Below are 19,750 nucleotides of genomic sequence, written 5' to 3'. Positions count from 1 at the left end.
TCAGCGCGCGCCACGCATCACGCGCCCTTGTATTGATTGCGCGATTCAGGCGTGCGGTACAACACGAGCGTCGCGATCAGTCCGCAGATCGCCGCCACGCCGAGGAAGAGACCCGGCGCCGCCTTGTTTTCGGTGGAATGAATCAGCAGCGTCGAAATGGCGGGCGTGAAGCCGCCGATCGTCGTCGCGAGACTGTAGGCCAGCGAAAAGCCCGCAGTGCGCACTTCGACCGGCATCACTTCGGTCAGCGCGACGACCATTGCGCCGTTGTAGCTGCCGTACAGGAACGACAGCCACAGCTCGACCGTGAGCAGACGCGCGAACGACGGCTCGGCGACGAGCCATTGCAGCGCCGGATAAGCGCTCACAATGGTCAGCGCGGTAAAAGCCAGCAGCACCGGACGACGGCCGATGCGATCCGACAGCGCGCCCGCGAGCGGCAACCAGATCAGATTCGACAGGCCGATACACACGGTGACGACGAGCGTGTCGATCGCCGACAGCTTCAGCACTTCCTTGCCGAACGTCGGCGTGTAAGCGGTGATCATGTAGAACGACACCGTCGTCATGATGACCATGCCCATGCCGCCCAGCACCGTGACCCAGTTCGCGGCCATGCTCTTCATGATCTCGCCCATGCCCGGACGATGCTTGCGCGCGGAGAACTCCGCGGTTTCCTTCAGCGAACGGCGGATTATGAACAGGAACGGCACGATCAGGCAGCCGATCAAAAACGGCACGCGCCAGCCCCATGCGCTCATCTGGTCGGCGGGCAGCGTCTTGTTGAGCATCACGCCGATCAGCGCGGCGAACACCACGGCGACCTGCTGGCTGCCCGACTGCCACGCGCAATAGAAGCCCTTGTTTCCCTTGGTGGCAATTTCCGACAGATACACCGACACGCCGCCGAGTTCGACGCCCGCGGAAAAGCCTTGCAGCAGCCGGCCGAACAGCACGAGCACCGGTGCGAGCACGCCGATCGTCGCGTAGCCTGGAATGGACGCCACCGTGAGCGTGCCGAGCGCCATCAGGCCGAGCGTGAGAATGAGCCCCTTGCGCCGGCCATGATGATCGATGTACGCGCCGAGGACGATCGCGCCGAGTGGCCGCATCAGGAAGCCCGCGCCGAACACGGACAGCGAGAGCATCAGCGACGCAAATTCGCTGCCGCTCGGAAAGTAGGTCTTGGCGATCGCGGACGCGTAGTAGCCGTAGACCATGAAGTCGTACATCTCAAGAAAGTTGCCGCTGACCACGCGGAACACTGTCTTGACCTTGGATTCTTCCGACGAAGAAATAGCGTGGGACGCTGTTGACATTGACGTTCTCTGATAAGCCCACGCCGCGCGAACGACGGCGATCTGGCAGTTGAAACGGGCCGCCTTGTCGAACTGGCGGATGCCACAGGCAAACGGCCGCTGCGGATAGCGCCGCGCCGAGGGGCGCAGCATTTTGCAAGCGAAGGCGCTGGAGCGGTATCAGGGTAAACGTTGTGAACCGCCGGGAGCCGCGCCGCCACATGTTACCGTCGATGGCACTGTTGCGTATTCCCTACATTTTCATTACAGCCGGCCCGGCGGCGGGCGGCCGCTAAAATTGCGATTCAGCCATTCCCGTCGATGCCGTTCCCACCCGTCCCACGCTTCCCATGCCTCTCATGCAGACCGCCCCTGCCTTGTCGCTGCGCACCGCCACCGTCGCCGACACCGCGCTCATCGCGTCGATTCACACCACGAGTTGGCGCGCCACTTACCGTGGCCTGCTGCCCGACGCTTTTCTCGACGGCGAGGTCGCGCAGGAACGCGCGGACTGGTGGCAGGCGCGCATGCGCGCGCCGGGCGGCGAGCGCCGCATCGTGCTGATCGCGGTGCTGGACGATAAGCCGATCGGCTTCGTGTGTGTCGAGCGTCAGCCGGAGTCCGCGTGGGGCGTGCTGCTCGACAACCTTCACGCACTGCCGGGCTACCAGGGAATCGGCGTCGGGAAGCTGTTGATGCGCGCCGCCAAAGACTGGGCTCGTACGCAAGGTGAGACGCAGCTGCATCTGTATGTGCTCGAAGGCAATATGCCCGCGATCGGCTTTTATGAGCGGCAAGGCTGGCAGTTCGCCGGCGCGGAACCGGACCGCATGGGCGGCGTGGACATCACCGCGCTGCGTTATGTTTATCGATTGGACGGGGCTGGCGTTTGATCCGCGTTTGATCTGCGTTTGATCGGCGTCTGTCGTGTCCGTTAGCGCGGATCCAGGAAGTATCCGCAGGTACTTTGCGAAGCTTCCGAGCGTTACGGCGTTTCATTCCAGCGCATCATCTTCTCTTCCCGACGATGGCTTTCCACGCACGGCGCCGATGCGTCCTTCCGCATGCGTGCGAGCGCGTGTTGGTGGGTTGCTGCGCCTCTGCGCTGTTGCCCTCGCATGCACGCGCGAGGCGCTTTCGCGTGATGTTTTTGCGTAGCGTTTTTGCGTAGCGCGCCGAGCCCCTCGTCACCGACCCACGGATGCCCAGGCGGCGTCCCTCCCCGAGGCGCTGCAAGAGAGCGATGTCCACCACACCGTTAACCGTAGTCGAAGGCGCGATGGCGTTGCCGCGCTCGCGCCCGTTCAATGATGTGCCGGCGCCATTTGGCCGCGGCTGGACCTTGCTCGCGCCATGCTATTCGCTGGACAGGGGGCTACACGGGCTGTACCGCGCGGTCCTCGAAACGTTTGATTTGAGCCAGCAGCCGATTCGCTCGTTTTGTCGATGGGTGGCGCCGGAGGGTCGGCGTGGGGATGCGGTGGCTGCGATGGGTGCGGGGTCGGTGGGTGGCGAGGGGGCGTCGCGGATTGGCGAAGGGGTGGAGGTAGAGGCGTTGGAGGTTCCGTGGGGGGTGGCTTCGGTGGCTTCGGTGGCTTCGGTGGCTTCGGTGGCTTCTGCGCGCTCGGTGGATTTGGTGCCGCCGGTGGGTCCAGCTTGGACGGATGCGCCGGTGCTCGCCGACGCATTGCCTTTCGCACAAGCTGCCGTTTCGCCGGATGCTTGCGCAACCGAGACAACACATCCTTCAGAAGCCGCACAGCGCGCGCCTCGCGCGCTATTCCCGCCGCGGTGGGCGCTCTCGGGCGGCGTCTGCGCTGTGAGCGGCGCGGCACTGCTTACGTGGATGGCCACCCATGACGGCGCCTCGCATCCGCGCAACGGTCACGACATGAAATCCGCGGAAGGAGCCGTTGCCGTCCCCAACACGATGGCTGCGCAAACTCCGTTGCGCCGCGGCGCCGACAGTTCCAACAAGACCCACGAAGCCGTGCGCGCGAAGCCCGCGAGTGCAGCTTCCGCGACGCAGCTTGCGCACGCCGCGTCGGTGCCGGAAGCGGGCCGAGGCATTGTCGTCGGCGCGACCGCTGGACGCCCGGAAACAGCAAAACCTATCGAGCGGCGCATGTCAGCAGACAGGTCGATCACACGCGCACGCGACCAGCTTGCTGCAAGGAAAGACGGTCGTCATGTGGACATGCAACGGCATCTTGCAGATGGCGCCGCGGTGAGCCATCGGCGGTATGCAGCCGTCGACGCGTCGAGCATCGCAGCGCAAGCGACCGCGCCGCGAACGATCGTCAAGCCGTCCGTTGCGGGTGCATACTCACCGCTTCGGCCGGCGCAGTTGGGCACGCACGATTACGCGTCGATGGACATGAGCGCGGGCGTCGGTAGCAGCGGTCGCGCGCAAGCGGCGCAAATGGCGCAGTCGGCGCAATGGTCGCAAGTAGCGGAAGAAGTCCAACAGGCCCGAGACGCCGAACGCCGCCGAGACGCTCAAGACGCGCAACCCATAGAAAAAGCGCAACGGGGGAAACCGGCGCAACAAACGCAGCAGGCCAAACCAGTGCAACCTGCGCAACAGGCGAAGCCGGCGCAGGACGCCCAACAGGCCCAAGACGCTCAGCACCCGCGAGACGCCCAGGACGCACAACGCATCCAACAAGCGCAGCAGGCGAAACCGATCCAGCAAGCGCAGGAGCCGAAACCGGCGCAGCCTGCGCAACAAGCGAAACCGGCGCAACAAGCGCAACAACCCCAACCACCCTCATCCGCGAATCCATCGCCGAACACCAGCCCGCAATGGATAAACCGACTCTCGCAGCGCCGCGTGACCGAAGTCCCCGACCAATTCACTCGATAGCCCTGCAACGCGCGCCATAAAAAAACCCGGCTATCCAAGCCGGGTTTTTTCGCACTCCAACCGCGCCTTTACTTCTGGCCTGGCAGACCCATCTCCATCTGCCGTTGCAATAGCATGACCTGCCCTTGCACCTGCCGCAGTTGCGCCTGTGCGCGTTCCTTCTCTTCACGCAACGCGGCTGCTTCGTCCTGCGTCTGGCGCTGATAGTCGTTGACCTTCGCCTGCTGTGTGCGCGCGACTTCCAGATCGGCTTGCAGGCGCTTCGCCCGGTCTTCTGACAACGCAATAACGTCTTCGATGTACAGCTTCTGCGCCTGCAACTGCGTGCGGCGAATCTCGACCTCGGCAAGCTGCGCGGTTTGCTGCGCGAAGCCCGCGTAAATCGCCTCGGCCCGGCCCGCATCCGCCGACTTGATCACCCGCCAGAAATGCTTGTTCTGAAACAACGCGACGTAGTACGTCAACTCGCGTGGATAGAAAAACAGGCTCGCGCCATAGCTGCCGTTGTAAGTGGTGCGCAGTTCGCTCAGCTTCGTGTCCTGAATCATCTGCATCAACTCGGCGACATTGCCTTGCACTTCGGCCGACGACGACGCCGAAACCGAAGCCGACGACGACGCCGCCGATGAACCCGACGCCGCATCGCGCAGCGCGTCGGCGACAGGCTGCGGCGTCAGCGTATTGAGAGCCGGCCGCGTGCCGACGATCGGCGCGGCCTCTTCGCCTTGCGCGGCAAGCACAGACCCGCCATGCTGCAACAGCAGACACGACGCCGCGAGCAGCAGGGCGCGCCGTACCAATAAGGGGTGCTTCATATCTGCATGCTCCATGCGGATCCAAAAAACAGCCTTGAATTATCGCGCGGATTTGTGCTTAAGCGAAGCATTGAAGCGTCGCAAAATTGGACTTTAAATCGAGATAAAACTATGGTGTCCGAATTAGTCGACAAAGACGCTTATCGCGAAATCTGAAGAGAGCCGGATGTGAGAAAAGCGCTAATCGCCCGACTCGGGGCGGTCAAAAACAAGATGTGTAAATAACCGTCAACGGCATAAAAAACCGAGGCGCCACCTGGACAGTAGCGCCTCGAAACGAATCAGATTTTCTAGTGGCCGAGCCGCGATCCGATCAGGTCACGTCGCATAGCCGCGCGGCCCAACGGCCAGGATATCCGTCGGCGCGCGGGGCGTGCCGCGTAAGCGGCGACGAGCGCAGACGCGCAGGCTGGATGCAGCTACGGCGCCTCGCCTAAAACCGCGTTTCCCGCGCCACCCGCAAGAAAGTATCGAGCAGCGGCGTGCAATCCAGCAACTCCGGCCCGCCCGCGCGATGAAACTCCGGATGCCACTGCACGCCCATCACGAAAGGCGCGCGCCGATAGCGCACGGCTTCGATGATGCCGTCGGACGCCGACACCGCCTCGATATTCAGATCGCGGCCGAGCGTCTTGACCGCCTGATGGTGGATCGAATTGACGATCACATCGCGCCGCGCGGGGAACATGTTCGCGAGCGTCGACCCGTCCGGGAAATGGATCGCATGGCGGTGCTGATCGTAATCTTCGTTGACGTGCGCGCCCGCGGTCGGCACATCGGTCGCAATGTCCTGATACAGCGTGCCGCCGAACGCCACGTTGATGAGCTGGCAGCCGCGGCACACGCCGAGCACCGGCTTGCCCGACTCGATGAATTCATGCAGCAGTTCCAGCTCGTACATGTCGCGCACGCGGTCGCCGGGCCATTCGGGACGTGTCGCCGCTTCCGCATACGACTGCGGCGACACGTCCGCGCCGCCTTGCAGCAGCAGCCCGTCGAGATGCTTCGCGTAATCGCGCAAACGGATATTGCTCGGATGCAGCATGCCCTGGTGCCCGACCGTCGGAATCATGAATACGAGCACGTCGCGCGACATCACCCAATGTGCAATCGATTCCTCGAGGTATTGCAGCGTCTTGCCGCGCAGCCCTTTCGCGCCGGGCTCGGGGTGAAAGATGCGCGCCGATACGCCGATGCGCAGCGTGCGCTGCGTGATCCGCTGGCCGGCACGGTCGAATAGCTGCCGCGCGCGCGCCGCGATGATGCGGCCGAACACCGACCACGCCGAATCCGTCTGCTTCAGATAGCGCGGCGGCGAAGGCGGCAATGCATTCGGCGGCGGCGGATTGGTCGCGCTGAAGTCGGGCGCCGCGCCGAAGCCCGGCGGCGGCGAGCCGGCGGGACGCGCGGTGGACGCCGTGGTGGCCTCGGCGTCGAGGACTTCGTCGGTCGAGGTGATCAGTTCGCCTTCGATCGGTTCGCTCGTGAGCGGCGCCGCGCCGCGAGGCTGTGAAGACTGCGTGGGCGGCGCGGGAGGAATGGACGACGCGGCGTCGCGGCCGCGCGTCGTGCGCGCATCGCGTTCGTGGACGGCTGCTTCCTGCTTCGCGACCGACGCCGCAGCGGCACTGCGCGCTTCGGCGGCGTCGCGTTGCTGGGCCGTGCGCCTGTCGACGGGCGTCACCGTGGACGCGCTTTCGGGAGCGTCCGTCGACGACCTCGCCGCGGCTTCGGACGAGCCTGGAGGCGCGGAAATCGGCGATGACACCGATGCGCCGCCCCCGGACGAAAGAGCCGCCGCACGCCCCGCCGTCGATGAGGATGACACCGCAGTGGAAGTCACAGGGTCTTTCACCGGCGACTGAATGGCATCTTCATGCGAGAGGGGCAAGGAAGCCGCCGGTTCGGCGGGCGCTTGACCAGGCGTTGTTGTGGTGCCAGGCGTTGCGGACGTCGCGGGCGTTCCCGACGTTGCCGAAGTCCCCGGCGTTCCAGGTGTTCCCGCCATCCCCGCCGTCACCGAAGATGTCGAAGTTCCACCGGCTTGACCGGCGTTTTCAGGTTTGTTTTCGCTCATGACTGTCGGAGGGGCGCCTTCCACGCGAACGAATGAATATGCCCTGATTATCCGCCAGCGTGCCGGACCGGGCAAACGCGCACACAATTGCTCACATTGTCCGGCCGCGCCGCCCACTGCCGTCAAACTTAAGGATCAGGCTGTTCGTCGAAAGTTTCGCGCAGCGCGATTTGCATAGCCGCGTGAATCTTCACGCACCAGCGCCAGACAAGCGCGAGCAGCAGCGCCGCGCAGATCAGCACGACGGCGAGCAGACCGGTCGGCGGCAGAATCCCGCCCGACAGCGCGGCCACGAGCAAAAACACGCCGACCATGCAAACCACCGGCACCAGATCGGAGATCGCATAGCGCAGCGCGCTCGTGAAGCGCCCCGCCGTCGCCGGCTGCACGCTCACTTCCGCAAGCAGCAACGCGAGCGACTTGGTCTTGCGATAAACCGCCACGAGAAACGGCATCGACACAAGCAAGGCGGCGCTCCACAGCACCACACGCTGCATCGGCTCGGCGCTGATCCAGTGCGTCAGCAAGCTGCTGATGTAAGGCGCGCCGTAGGACACCATCAGAAAGATCGCAGCGACCAGTGCCAGATTCACCGCGATCTGCAGGATGATTCGCCGCGTCATGCTGAAAAGCGTCGGCTCCCCGCTTCCGGTGCTCAGGCTGCCGAGCCATTGGCTATACATGCCGAACACGTTGACCAGCGTGCGCGGCATAGCGTGAGCCAAACGGCGCGTCAGCGGATCGGCGGCGCGAATCAGATACGGCGTGAATAACGTGGTGAGCGCCGAGACAGCGACCGCGATCGGATACAGAAACGCGCTCGTCACCTTGAGCGTCAAACCAAGCGACGCGATGATGAACGAGAACTCGCCGATCTGCGAAACAGTCATGCCGACGCGCATCGCCGTGCGTCCGTCCTTGCCCGCGAGAAAAGTGCCGAGCCCGCACGACACGATCTTGCCGACGATCACCGCGACCGTGATCACCGCGATCGGCCACGCGTAGTCGACGAGCACGGCCGGGTTCAGCATCAGGCCGATGGTCACGAAGAAGATCGCGGAAAACGCATCGCGCAGCGGCGCGATCAGATGCTCGATGCGATGCAGATGCCGCGACTCGGCCATGATCGCGCCGATCAGAAACGCGCCCAGCGCAATGCTGTAATCGAGCTTGACGACGAGCAGACAGAAGCCGAAGCAGAAGCCGAGCACGGCGACGAGCAGCATCTCGTCGCTGCGGGCGCGCGCCACGTAGTTGAGCGCCCGCGGCACGACGAGAATGCCGACCACCAGCGACACCGTCATGAACAGCAGCAGCTTGCCGAGCGTGACGACGGCGACGCCCGCGCTCAACTCCCCCGTCTGCGCGATGCCGGAGAGCAGCACCAGCATCGCGATGGCGAGAATGTCCTCGACGATCAGAATGCCGAACACGAGCTGCGCAAAACTCTCGCGCTTCAGGCCGAGTTCGGATAGCGCCTTGACGATGATCGTCGTCGACGAAATCGCGAGTATCGCGCCGAGGAACAGCGAATCCATCGGGCTCCAGCCGAACGCGCTGCCGATCTCATAGCCGAGCCACAACATCAGCACGATTTCGGAAAGCGCCGCAACGATCGCAGTCGCGCCGACCTTGAACAGCTTGCGCAGACTGAATTCGAGACCGAGCGAAAACATCAGGAAAACGACACCGAGTTCGCCGAGCGTCTTGATGGTCTGTTCGTCGTGGATCAACTGAAACGGCGGCGTGTACGGCCCGATGATCACGCCCGCCGCGATATAGCCGAGCACCACCGGCTGCTTCAGGCGATGGAACAGCACCGTGACGACGCCGGCGAGCGCCATCACGACCGCCAGATCCTGAATGAAGCCGATGCCTTCATGCATGCGCCCGATCCCTTACAAAAAGTAATGTCAGCGAAGAGTGTAACAAACGCGCGCTCATCGTCGAACCCGCGCCCAATAAAGCGCGACACCTCGCTCGTCCGAGTTGCAAATGTTTTTGACACGCTGGACGCCTGTGAAATATCACAATAATATTTGCCGCATATTTCTTTGGAGCCAAGTGATGCAGCAGGTGTCTTTTCAAGTTGTAGATCGTTCGGGCGCCGCGCGCACCGCGTCGATCAAAGTGGACCGTCTGACGATTGCCGGTTGGGCCGGCCGCGACCAGGCCGCGATCGAGCATCACATTGCCGAGTTGGCCGAACTGGGCGTGAAGCGCCCGTCCACTACGCCCTGTTTCTATCGACTCGGCTCCGAATTGCTCACGCAAGCCGAACAGATCGACGTGGTCGGCACGAAGTCGAGCGGCGAAGCGGAATGCGTGCTGGTGCAATCGGATGAAGGTCTGCTCGTCACCGTCGGCTCAGACCACACGGACCGCGAAGTGGAAGCCTATGGGGTGACGGTCTCGAAGCAGGTGTGCCCGAAACCCATCGCGCGCGATGCATGGCGTTTCGACGATGTCCGCGACCATTGGGACCAACTCGAATTGCGCGCCTTTGCGCTCGCGAACGGCGAGCGGCGCGTCTATCAGCAAGGCAGCGTCGCGTCGCTGCTGCCCGCCGCCGATCTGCTCGCGCGCGCCCCGCTTAGCGAAGGCGCGGCCATGTTCTGCGGGACGCTCGCGGTGCAAGGCGGCATCGTCGGCATGGCCGACGGCGACGCGCTCGAACTCGAATTGCACGACCCCGTCCTGAACCGCACGCTGCGCCACGCCTATCGCGTGCGCGCGTTGTCCATCGTCGAATGAGGCACTCATGAGCAACCCCTCGCCGTCCGCCGCGCACCCGTCCGCCGACCCGTCCACCGACGCCTCGCTCGAAGCCGCCGCCATCCGCAAGATCACGTGGCGCATCATGCCGTTCCTGTTTCTCGTCTATGTGCTGTCGTATCTGGACCGCGTCAACATCGGTTATGCGAAGCTGCAGTTCACCGGCGACCTCGGGCTCTCCAACGCGGCGTATGGACTCGGCGCGGGGATTTTCTTCTTCGGCTATTTCGTGTTCGAAGTGCCGAGCAATCTGCTGCTGAAGAAGTTCGGCGCTCGCGCCACGATCGCGCGCATCACGATGCTGTGGGGACTGCTCTCGTGCCTGATGATGTTCGTGCGCAGCGAAACGATGTTCTACGTGCTGCGCTTTTTTCTTGGCGTCGCCGAAGCCGGGCTCGTGCCGGGCGTGGTGCTCTATCTGACGTTCTGGTTTCCGTCGGCCCGGCGCGCGCGGATGGTCGCCGTGTTCATGGCCGCGATTCCGGTGGCGGGCATCATCGGCGCGCCGCTGTCGGGCTTTCTGATGTCGGCGCTGCACGAAGCGCACGGCTTGCGCGGCTGGCAGTGGATGTTCCTGATCGAAGGCATTCCGTCGATTCTCGCCGGCTTCTGGGCGCTCGCGGTCTTGCGCAACACGCCCGCCGAAGCCGCCTGGCTCACCGACGATGAAAAGCGCGTGATCCTCGCCCGCCTCTCGCGCGAAAACGCCGCGGCCGCCGCGCAAGGCGCCGAGCATAGCCTCGCGGTCGCGTTGCGCTCGGGCCGCTTCTGGCTGCTCACGCTGATTTACTTTTGCCTCGTCACCGGCAATGCGGGCTTCTCGTTCTGGCTGCCGCAGATCGTCAAGGATCTCGGCGTGACGAACCTCGTCAGCAATGGCTTCGTCACCGCGATTCCGTATCTGGCCGCGGGCATCGGCATGGTTCTGATTGGCCGCTCGTCGGATGTGACGGGCGAGCGCCGCTGGCATTACGCCGTGTGCTGCTTCATCGGCGCGGCGGGGCTGCTCGGCAGCGCGTCGGTCACGAATTCGATTCCGCTTGCGGTCACAGGTTTGTCGATTGCGTATATCGGCATTCTGGCGGGCTTCGGCATTTTCTGGTCGATGTCGACAAGCTTCCTGCAAGGCACGGCCGCGGTCGCGGGCATTGCGGTGATCAACTCGATCGCGAACCTCGCCGGCTATGTGAGCCCGTATGTGCTCGGCATCGTGAAGGACGCGACGCATAGCGTGACGTTCGGGCTCGTGCTGATCGCGGGCGCGCTGATCGTAGGCGGCCTCGTCACGCTGATGATGCCGCGCGTGAAAGTCGAGCACGCAGCGACGGCGGTGCCGGGACGCGCCTGATAGCGCACGGGCCACCCGCACGTGCGCACAAAACCTTGCTCTACAATGCCCGGACGACCTAGTCCGCACTCTTTCACATGACGCTTTTGCAGACCGCCCGCCCTCCGCGCCCCACCCGAGCGACCGCCAACGCGAGTCTCGCCGAACAGGCGTATGCGTTCGTCAAGCGCGAGATCATCACGATGCGTTTGCGGCCGAGCGAGGTGCTCAACGAAGCGGAGCTGATGGCGCTGACCGGCATCGGCAGAACGCCGGTGCACCAGGCGCTGCACCGGCTCGTGCACGAAGGGATGCTGACCATCATGCCGCGCAAGGGCATCATGGTTCGTCCGGTTTCGCTCGACGACGTGCTGTCGATCATCGACGTGCGCCTCGTCAACGAAAGCTATTGTGTCGAACTCGCCGCGCGCCACGCGCAGCAGCACGACTACGACGCGATGCAGGCGCTGCTCGAACGCTCGGCCGTGTGCGTCGCCGCGCACGACATCGAAGGCATGATGGACATCGACCGCGAATTCCATCTGGCCATTTCGGCGGCCTCGCGCAATGCCGTGCTGGCCGACATTCTGCGCGGACTGCACGAGCGCTCGCTGCGCTTCTGGTTCATTTCGCTGTCCGAGCCGCATCATCTCGAAGACGTGCATGACGAACATCTCGAACTGTTCCGCCTGCTGCGCGAGCGCGACGCCGAAGGCGCGCGCCGCTCGGTGCAAAAACATATCGAGGCATTCCGCGCGACGCTTTTCAACCGCATCTGATCGACACGCATTTGACCCAGCCGCTTGCAAGTCACGCTAGCGAAGCGGCTTCATACAGTCCAACCGGATCGAACGACATCATGGCCACCGAATTCACGCCCTTCCCGCCGCTTGCCCAACTCGCCGCCGATCTCGCCGCGGGACGGACCACGAGCCGCGCGCTCGTCGAAACCGCGCTCGAACGGATCGCCGATCCGGCCGGCCAGGGCGCGGTCGCCTTCATGCACGTCGACGCCGGCGGCGCACGCCAGGCCGCCGACGCGCACGACCGTCTGCGCGCCGCCGGTACGGTTCTGTCGCCGCTCGCGGGCATTCCGGTATCGGTGAAGGATCTGTTCGACATCGAAGGCCAGCCGACCCGCGCCGGCTCGACGGTGCTGGCCGACGCGCCCGCCGCCAAGCAGGACGCGGTGGCCGTCGCGCGCCTCAAACGGGCGGGCGCGGTGATCGTCGGACGCACCAATATGAGCGAGTTCGCGTTCTCCGGGCTCGGCCTCAATCCGCACTACGGCAACCCGCTGTCGCCGTACCGCCGCGACGTGAAAGGCGACGAGCGGATTTCGGGCGGCTCGTCGTCGGGTGCGGCGGCGTCCGTTGCGGACGGCATGGCGGCCGTCGCGCTCGGCACCGACACCGGCGGCTCGATCCGCATTCCGTCCGCGCTGTGCGGCCTGACCGGCTTCAAGCCGACGTCGACGCGCATTCCGAAGCAAGGCGGCGTGCCGCTTTCGTCGACGCTCGATTCGTTCGGGCCGATCGGCGTTTCCGTGGCGTGTTGCGCGCTGGTGGACCGCATGCTGGCCGGCCTCGAGCCGCGCGTGCCGGCCGCGCGCCCGCTCGAAGGCGTGCGCCTCGGCGTGCTGACGAACTACGTCACCGACGGCGTCGAGCCCGCGGTCGCCGCCGCCATCGACACCGCGCTCAAGCATCTCGAAGCGGCCGGCGCGATTGTCAGCGAAGTGCGCTTCGCGCCGCTCGACCGTCTGCCGGAGATCAACCGCTTCGGCTTTTCGCCGATCGAGGCGTATGCGTGGCATCGTCCGTTGCTGGAAAAGCATCGCGAACAATACGATCCGCGCGTGCTGGTGCGCATTCTGAAGGGCCAGCCCGCGAGCGCCGCCGACTATCTCGACCTGCTCGCCGAGCGCGACGCAATGCTCGCCGAAGCCGCCCGCACGCTGTGGCAGCGCTTCGACGCGGTGGTCGCGCCGACGGTGCCGGTGGTGCCGCCGCGCGTCGCCGAACTGGTTTCCGACGACGATCTGTTCGGCCGCACCAACGCGCTGATCCTGCGTAACCCCGGCGTGTTTAATTTTCTCGACGCGTGTGCATTGTCGCTGCCGTGCCACCTGCGCGGCGACGCGCCGGTCGGCCTGATGCTGGCCGGCGCGCCCCACGCCGACGACGCGCTGCTCGCTATCGGCCGCGGCGCCGAGGCAGTGCTCAACGCGATTCGCTGACGCGCGCCTGCGGCATCGAAGCGCGCCTGAGTGCGTGGCGCCGTGGGGGCGGGGGTTCGCGCTAGAATCGCGGGCACCTGCCCTTTTCGCTGACAGACGGCCATAACGACCGCCTGACAGCCCACAACAGCCGCACAACACACGCACACAGCCACACGATCCATGAACAACGACAACGCGATGCTGCGCCGCGAGCGCTCCCTGCTGGTCCTGCTAGGCCTGATCTGCGTCGGCCTCGTGGCCGGCGCACTGTACCTGCAATACTTCAAGCACGAAGACCCGTGCCCGCTGTGCATCATCCAGCGCTATTTCTTCCTGCTGATCGCGATCTTCGCATTCCTCGGCGCGCGTTTTAACAGTTGGCGCGGCGTGCGTCTGCTGGAAGTCATGGCTGCGCTGTCGGCGCTGGCCGGCATCGTGACCGCCGTCCGCCACGTGTATGTGCAGGCGAATCCGGGCTTTAGCTGCGGCTTCGACGCGCTCCAGCCGATCGTCGACAGCCTGCCGCCCGCGCACTGGCTGCCGGGCGTGTTCAAGGTCGCGGGGCTGTGCGAAACCGCTTATCCGCCTATCCTCGGGCTCACGCTGCCGATGTGGGCGCTCGTCGGCTTCGTGCTGGCTTTTGTGCCGCTGGCGCTGAGTCTGGTGCGCAATCGTCGACGGATCGCGTAGGCGAGGATTCGCTGGTTGGGGCGGGGTTGGAGCTGCCGCTGGGCTCCGGCCTCGCCCAGGCAGCCCGCTACGCTACCGCACCGCACACTGCCCTACCGAGCAGCGACGCCGCCGTAGCGCGCCGTCCGGCACGGCCCACCGCCGCTCCCCACCGCGTCGCGTGCCGCCACCGCCAGAACCGCGGCGCCGCCGTCAGCGAGTGCGAAAATACCGGCGCTTTCGAAGCCGGGCACACGCACCGCGAGCGCCACAGCCACCGCAGCGCCGCCCACCGCCTGGCAGGCAACACCGCGCCCCAACGCAACTTCCCCGCCCCTCACGAATCCGACACAAATCGGACTTATCTCATTGCTTGTTCCGCATAAGCTTCATGCGGCATCGGAAATATTTTTGGGGCGCGGGAGTGCTATCTTCGGTTCTGGATGGCGATCTACGTGCGCGAGGCCGGCTTTGGCGCGACCCCATGCGTAACGCGCGCCCGGTCCGCACTGTCTTCTGGATTCGCCATGACAACGCAAACCATCCGCTTTTATCGCCAGGGGTCCGTCCAAGAGGTCGCGGGCGTGCCCGCCTCGCGCACCGTGCTCCAGCATCTGCGCGAAGACCTGCATTGCACCGGCACCAAGGAAGGCTGCGCTGAAGGCGACTGCGGCGCCTGCACCGTGGTCATCGGCGAACTCGACGCGCGCGGCGCGCTCGCGCTGAAAGCGGTCAACGCCTGCATCCAGTTTCTGCCGACGCTCGACGGCAAGGCGCTCTTCACCGTCGAAGACCTGCGCGCCGCCGATGGCACGCTGCATCCCGTACAACAGGCGATGGTCGACTGCCACGGTTCGCAGTGCGGCTTCTGCACGCCCGGCTTCGTCATGTCGATGTGGGCGCTGTACGAAAACCAGCCGGTCGCGGCCGGCCTGCCGACGCGCGACGAAATCAACACCGCGCTGTCCGGCAACCTCTGCCGCTGCACGGGCTACCGGCCGATCGTCGACGCCGCGCAGAAAATGTTCGACTACGCGCAATATCCGCGTACGACGCTCGACCGCGAGGCAATTGAAACAGCACTGCGCGAACTGCAACGCAACGACACCTTCGAATACCGCGCCGCCGATGCACGTGGCGCTGCGTTCGGCTCGCCGGCGTTTTACGGGCCCGTCGCACTCGACGCGTTCGCGCAGCTTCGCGCCGAGCATCCGGAAGCGCGGCTCGTCGCGGGCAGCACCGATGTCGGCCTGTGGGTCACGAAGCAATTCCGCGATCTCGGCGACATCCTGTATATCGGCAACGTGCGCGAACTGAAGACGGTCGAGCACGACGCGCAAACGCTGACCATCGGCGCCGCCGTCACGCTCGAAGACGCGTACGCGGCCCTCGCCGCCGACTACCCCGAACTCGCCGAACTGTGGACGCGCTTCGCGTCGCTGCCGATCCGCAACGCCGGCACGCTCGGCGGCAACGTCGCGAACGGCTCGCCCATCGGCGATTCGATGCCCGCGCTGCTCGCGCTCGGCGCCGAAGTCGTGCTGCGTCACGGCGCGAAAACGCGCACGCTGCCGCTCGACGCGTTCTATCTCGGCTATCAGAAGACGGCGCTCGCCGCGGGCGAATTCGTCGCCGCGCTGCGCGTGCCGCGGCCTGGCGGCACGCTGCGCTTTCGCACGTACAAAGTGTCGAAGCGCTACGATCAGGACATCTCCGCGGTGTGCGCGGCATTCGCGCTGCATATCGACGATAGCGGCACGATCCGCGAGGCGCGCGTCGCGTTCGGCGGCATGGCGGCCACGCCTAAGCGCGCCGTGCAAACCGAGGCCGCGCTAACCGGCGCGACATGGGACGAAGCGACGGCGCGGCAGGCCATGAACGTGCTCGCCGCCGACTACCAGCCGCTCACCGACATGCGCGCGTCGAGCGCGTATCGGCTGAAGGTCGCGCGCAACCTGCTGTGGCGCTGCTATCTGGAAACGCGCGACGACGCGCCGCTCGCGCTCTTCGACGTCAATGTGTTCGCGTTCGAAGCCGGCACGCCGGACGCGATTGCGAAGGAGCCGTCGTGATGAACCGCACCGATGCTTTTGTCGAACGCGCCGCGGACGCCGGAGCGCATCCGGCAGAACGTCCGGCCGCCGCGCGCGAAAGCAAAGCCGCGATCGGCGTCGCGCTGCCGCACGAATCGGCCGCGCTGCACGTAAGCGGCGAAGCGACGTATACCGACGACATCGTCGAACTGCACGGCACCTTGCACGCGGCGCTCGGCCTCTCGCGCCACGCGCACGCGCGCATCGTGTCGATGGATCTCGACGCGGTCAGAAAAGCGCCCGGCGTGATCGCCGTGCTGAGCGCCGACGACATCCCCGGTGAAAACAATTGCGGCCCGGTGCTGCACGACGATCCGATCCTCGCCGTGAATGAAGTGCTGTACCTCGGCCAGCCCGTGTTCGCCGTGATCGCGGAAAGCAACGAGCTTGCGCGCCGCGCGGCCGCGCTTGCGAAAAGCGACGACGTGATCCGCTATGAACCGCTCGAAGCGATCCTCACGCCGGCTGACGCGAAGGCCGCGAAGCAGTTCGTGCTGCCGCCGCTGCATCTGAAGCGCGGCGATCCCGATGCAAAGATCGCGGCCGCGCCGCACAGGATCAGCGGCACGTTCGAAGTCGGCGGCCAGGAACAGTTTTATCTGGAAGGCCAGGTCGCGTATGCGGTGCCGAAAGAGATGGACGGCATGCTCGTCTACAGTTCGACGCAGCATCCGAGCGAAATGCAGCAGGTCGTCGCGCATATGCTCGGCTGGCCCGCGCACAACGTGGTGTGCGAATGCCGGCGCATGGGCGGCGGCTTCGGCGGCAAGGAATCGCAGTCGGCGCTGTTCGCGTGCGTGGCCGCGCTCGCGGCAAAGCTGCTGCGCCGTCCGGTGAAGTTGCGCGCCGATCGCGACGACGACTTCATGATTACCGGCAAGCGTCACGACGCGATCTACGAATACGAGGCCGGCTTCGATAACAGCGGCCGCATTCTCGGCGCACGCGTGGAAATCGCGTTGCGCGCGGGCTATTCCGCGGACCTGTCAGGCGCCGTCGCGACACGGGCCGTCTGTCACTTCGACAACGCGTACTACCTGTCCGATGTCGACATCGTCGCGCTCTGCTGCAAGACCAACACGCAGTCGAACACCGCGTTTCGCGGCTTTGGCGGACCGCAAGGCGCACTCGTGATGGAGGTGATGCTCGACAGCATCGCGCGTCAATTGAACCGCGATCCGCTCGACGTGCGCGCGGCCAACTACTACGGCATCGGCGAACGCGATACGACGCCCTACGGACAGCGCGTCGAGGACAACATCCTCGCGCCGTTGACCGACGAGCTACTCGACTCGAGCGACTATCGCGCGCGCCGCGAAGCGATCGCCGCGTTCAACGCGACGAGTCCGGTGCTCAAGCGCGGCCTCGCGTTCTCGCCGGTCAAGTTCGGCATATCGTTCAACGTGCCGTTTCTGAATCAGGCAGGCGCGCTCGTGCATGTCTACAAGGACGGCTCGGTGCTCGTCAATCATGGCGGCACCGAGATGGGCCAAGGGCTCAACACGAAGGTCGCGCAAGTCGTCGCCGGCGAATTCGGCTTGCCGCTCTCGCGCGTGCGTGTGAGCGCAACGGATACGTCGAAGATCGCGAACACATCGGCGACGGCTGCTTCCACCGGCAGCGATCTGAACGGCAAGGCCGCCGAAGCCGCGGCGCGCACGATCCGCGCGAGGCTCGCGGAACTCGCGGCGAAGCAGTTGGGCGGCCATGCCGACGACGTGCGGTTCGCGAGCGGCGAGGTGTCGGTCAACGGCGGCGCAATGCCGTTCGAGCAACTGGTCGGCGCCGCGTATCTCGCGCGCGTGCAGTTGTGGTCGGACGGTTTCTATGCGACGCCGAAAGTGCATTGGGATGCGAAGACGCTCACCGGTCATCCGTTTTATTACTTCGCGTACGGCGCGGCCGTGTCCGAAGTCGCGATCGATACATTGACCGGCGAATGGAAACTGCTGCGCGCCGACGTGCTGCACGACGCCGGTCAGTCGATCAATCCGGCGATCGATCTCGGCCAGGTCGAAGGCGGCTTCATTCAGGGCATGGGCTGGCTCACCACCGAGGAACTCTGGTGGAATCGCGACGGCCGCCTGATGACGCACGCGCCGTCCACCTACAAGATTCCTGCGGTGAGCGACACGCCCGCCGCATTCAATGTGCGGCTCTACGACAATCAGAACGCGGAACCGACGGTGTTCCGCTCGAAGGCGGTCGGCGAACCGCCGTTGTTGCTGCCGTTCTCGGTGTTTCTCGCGATCCGCGATGCGATTGCGGCCGCTGTGCCGAACGCGCGATGCGCGCCGTCATTGCGTGCGCCGGCCACGCCCGAAGCGATTCTCGATGCGTTGGATGCGTTGAGTGCATCGAGTGCCGACGAAGCGAACGAGCCCGCATCGGCGCAACGCACTGCGAATCATGCGACGATCACGCACACCACGGCTTGAGCCGAACCGCACTCAACAAAGCACTGAACAAAACAATGAGTAACGCGATGAACAACGCCACAGCCCGACGCGACCCCAACGCATCGCGCCACGCTCAACCGGCCGCGCGGACACCGCGCGCGGCACTCCACGGAGAATCGCCGGATGCAAGCCTGGCTACCTGACCTGCAACATCTGCTCGCACACGGCGACGCGGCCGTGCTGGTGACGGTCGCGCGCGTCGAAGGCTCGGCGCCGCGCGAAGCCGGCACGAAGATGATCGTCACGCGCGATTCGGCAAAGCATACGATCGGCGGCGGCCACCTCGAATGGAAAGCGATCGAGACCGCGCGCCAGGTGTTGCGCGACGGCATGCGCTCGCCGCATATGCGCCGGCTCGAGCGTTTCGCGCTCGGCCCGAGCCTCGGTCAATGCTGCGGCGGCGCAGTGGTGCTCGCATTCGAACGGTTCGACGTGGGCGACCTCGGCTGGATCACGTCGATTGCGAAGCGCCTCGCGGCCGGTCAATCGACGGTGCGTAGCGTATCATTCGGCCCCGCGCCGGATGCGGTGATGCTGTCCGATCCCGAGCCGGGCGTGGATGCCGCCGACTGCCTGCTGTGGGACGGCGCCGGTTTCGACGACAGCGGCGCGCTGCTCACCGAAACCATCGCGCCAGGCGACTTCCCGGTCGTGCTGTTCGGCGCGGGCCACGTAGGCGCCGCGCTGGTTCGCGTGCTCGCCACGCTGCCTTGCACGGTGCGCTGGGTCGACGAACGCGACGCGCAGTTTCCGCCCGTCGAATCGCTGCACGCGCACAACGTGAAGATCGACGCGAACGACGCGCCCGACGAAGCCGTCGACGAGGCCGCGCCGAATACGTACTTCATCGTGATGACGCACAACCATACGCGCGATCTCGAATTGGCCGAGCGCATTCTGCGGCGCCGCGACTTCGCGTTCTTCGGCATGATCGGCTCGCATAGCAAGCGCAAGCAGTTCGAGCACCGGCTCGCCGCGCGCGGCATCGATCCCGCATGGATTGCGCGGATGAAGTGCCCGCTCGGGGTGGACGGCATCGTCGACAAGTCGCCGGAAATCATTGCGATTTCCGCGGCCGCGCAGTTGCTTCAAGCCGTCGAAGCCAACGCGAGCCTGCATCGCACGGCGCAAACGGTTTGACTGTTTCGAC

Annotated in this window: 14 protein-coding genes; 10 read left to right on the top strand and 4 right to left on the bottom strand. The window is 65.3% G+C overall.

The window, feature by feature from the left end; all coding sequences use genetic code 11:
- Positions 1-17 precede the first annotated feature (17 nt).
- The gene (locus AB6809_RS04870) at positions 18-1,319 is read right to left on the bottom strand and encodes an MFS transporter (protein ID WP_029967922.1); all 1,302 of its coding nucleotides are present in this window, start codon (positions 1,317-1,319) and stop codon (positions 18-20) included.
- Between the two features lie 338 nt (positions 1,320-1,657).
- On the opposite strand from AB6809_RS04870, the gene AB6809_RS04865 reads away from it, so the two are divergent.
- Both AB6809_RS04865 and AB6809_RS04860 read left to right on the top strand, forming a co-directional pair.
- Positions 1,658-2,191: a GNAT family N-acetyltransferase gene (locus AB6809_RS04865; protein ID WP_029967924.1), complete on the top strand. Its 534-nt coding sequence runs from the start codon at positions 1,658-1,660 to the stop codon at positions 2,189-2,191.
- A 386-nt stretch (positions 2,192-2,577) separates the two neighbouring features.
- On the top strand, positions 2,578-4,164 hold the full coding sequence (locus AB6809_RS04860) for a hypothetical protein (RefSeq protein WP_371026050.1): 1,587 nt from the start codon (positions 2,578-2,580) through the stop codon (positions 4,162-4,164).
- A 68-nt stretch (positions 4,165-4,232) separates the two neighbouring features.
- Here AB6809_RS04860 and AB6809_RS04855 read toward each other — a convergent pair whose 3' ends face one another.
- The 3 genes from AB6809_RS04855 to AB6809_RS04845 all read right to left on the bottom strand — a co-directional run bounded on the left by AB6809_RS04855 (position 4,233) and on the right by AB6809_RS04845 (position 8,942).
- The gene (locus tag AB6809_RS04855; protein ID WP_029967928.1) at positions 4,233-4,979 is read right to left on the bottom strand and encodes a DUF2968 domain-containing protein; all 747 of its coding nucleotides are present in this window, start codon (positions 4,977-4,979) and stop codon (positions 4,233-4,235) included.
- A 433-nt stretch (positions 4,980-5,412) separates the two neighbouring features.
- On the bottom strand, positions 5,413-7,056 hold the full coding sequence (locus AB6809_RS04850) for a gamma-glutamyl-gamma-aminobutyrate hydrolase family protein (RefSeq protein WP_029967929.1): 1,644 nt from the start codon (positions 7,054-7,056) through the stop codon (positions 5,413-5,415).
- Between the two features lie 128 nt (positions 7,057-7,184).
- Positions 7,185-8,942, bottom strand: coding sequence for a cation:proton antiporter (locus AB6809_RS04845; RefSeq protein WP_029967931.1), 1,758 nt, complete (start codon positions 8,940-8,942; stop codon positions 7,185-7,187).
- A 181-nt stretch (positions 8,943-9,123) separates the two neighbouring features.
- On the opposite strand from AB6809_RS04845, the gene AB6809_RS04840 reads away from it, so the two are divergent.
- From AB6809_RS04840 to xdhC, 8 genes are all read left to right on the top strand, one after another.
- Positions 9,124-9,810 carry a DUF2848 domain-containing protein gene (locus tag AB6809_RS04840; RefSeq protein ID WP_029967934.1) on the top strand — a complete coding sequence of 229 codons (687 nt, stop codon included), beginning with the start codon at positions 9,124-9,126 and terminating at the stop codon, positions 9,808-9,810.
- 7 nt (positions 9,811-9,817) lie between these two features.
- The gene (locus AB6809_RS04835) at positions 9,818-11,179 is read left to right on the top strand and encodes an MFS transporter (protein ID WP_371026049.1); all 1,362 of its coding nucleotides are present in this window, start codon (positions 9,818-9,820) and stop codon (positions 11,177-11,179) included.
- A gap of 77 nt (positions 11,180-11,256) precedes the next feature.
- Positions 11,257-11,937, top strand: a complete 681-nt coding sequence (locus AB6809_RS04830; RefSeq protein WP_029967938.1) for a GntR family transcriptional regulator — start codon at positions 11,257-11,259, stop codon at positions 11,935-11,937.
- Positions 11,938-12,017: 80 nt separating this feature from the next.
- Entirely contained in the window at positions 12,018-13,397 is a 1,380-nt protein-coding gene (locus tag AB6809_RS04825) for an amidase (RefSeq protein WP_029967940.1), read from the top strand.
- Between the two features lie 162 nt (positions 13,398-13,559).
- Positions 13,560-14,069, top strand: a complete 510-nt coding sequence (locus AB6809_RS04820) for a disulfide bond formation protein B (RefSeq protein ID WP_006050218.1) — start codon at positions 13,560-13,562, stop codon at positions 14,067-14,069.
- Between the two features lie 506 nt (positions 14,070-14,575).
- Positions 14,576-16,120, top strand: a complete 1,545-nt coding sequence (gene xdhA, locus AB6809_RS04815) for a xanthine dehydrogenase small subunit (RefSeq protein WP_081653007.1) — start codon at positions 14,576-14,578, stop codon at positions 16,118-16,120.
- Positions 16,120-18,579 carry a xanthine dehydrogenase molybdopterin binding subunit gene (xdhB, locus tag AB6809_RS04810; protein ID WP_029967943.1) on the top strand — a complete coding sequence of 820 codons (2,460 nt, stop codon included), beginning with the start codon at positions 16,120-16,122 and terminating at the stop codon, positions 18,577-18,579. The genes xdhA and xdhB overlap by 1 nt, the downstream gene beginning before the upstream one ends.
- 144 nt (positions 18,580-18,723) lie before the next feature.
- Positions 18,724-19,740 carry a xanthine dehydrogenase accessory protein XdhC gene (gene xdhC, locus AB6809_RS04805; RefSeq protein ID WP_006050215.1) on the top strand — a complete coding sequence of 339 codons (1,017 nt, stop codon included), beginning with the start codon at positions 18,724-18,726 and terminating at the stop codon, positions 19,738-19,740.
- Positions 19,741-19,750 lie beyond the last annotated feature (10 nt).

This window comes from Paraburkholderia sp. RCC_158 (assembly GCF_041355255.1).
In the GTDB taxonomy this organism is placed as follows: Bacteria; Pseudomonadota; Gammaproteobacteria; order Burkholderiales; family Burkholderiaceae; genus Paraburkholderia; species Paraburkholderia graminis.
The sequence above is the reverse complement of the archived record's forward strand: the minus strand, read 5'-3'. Positions and strand labels throughout refer to the sequence as shown.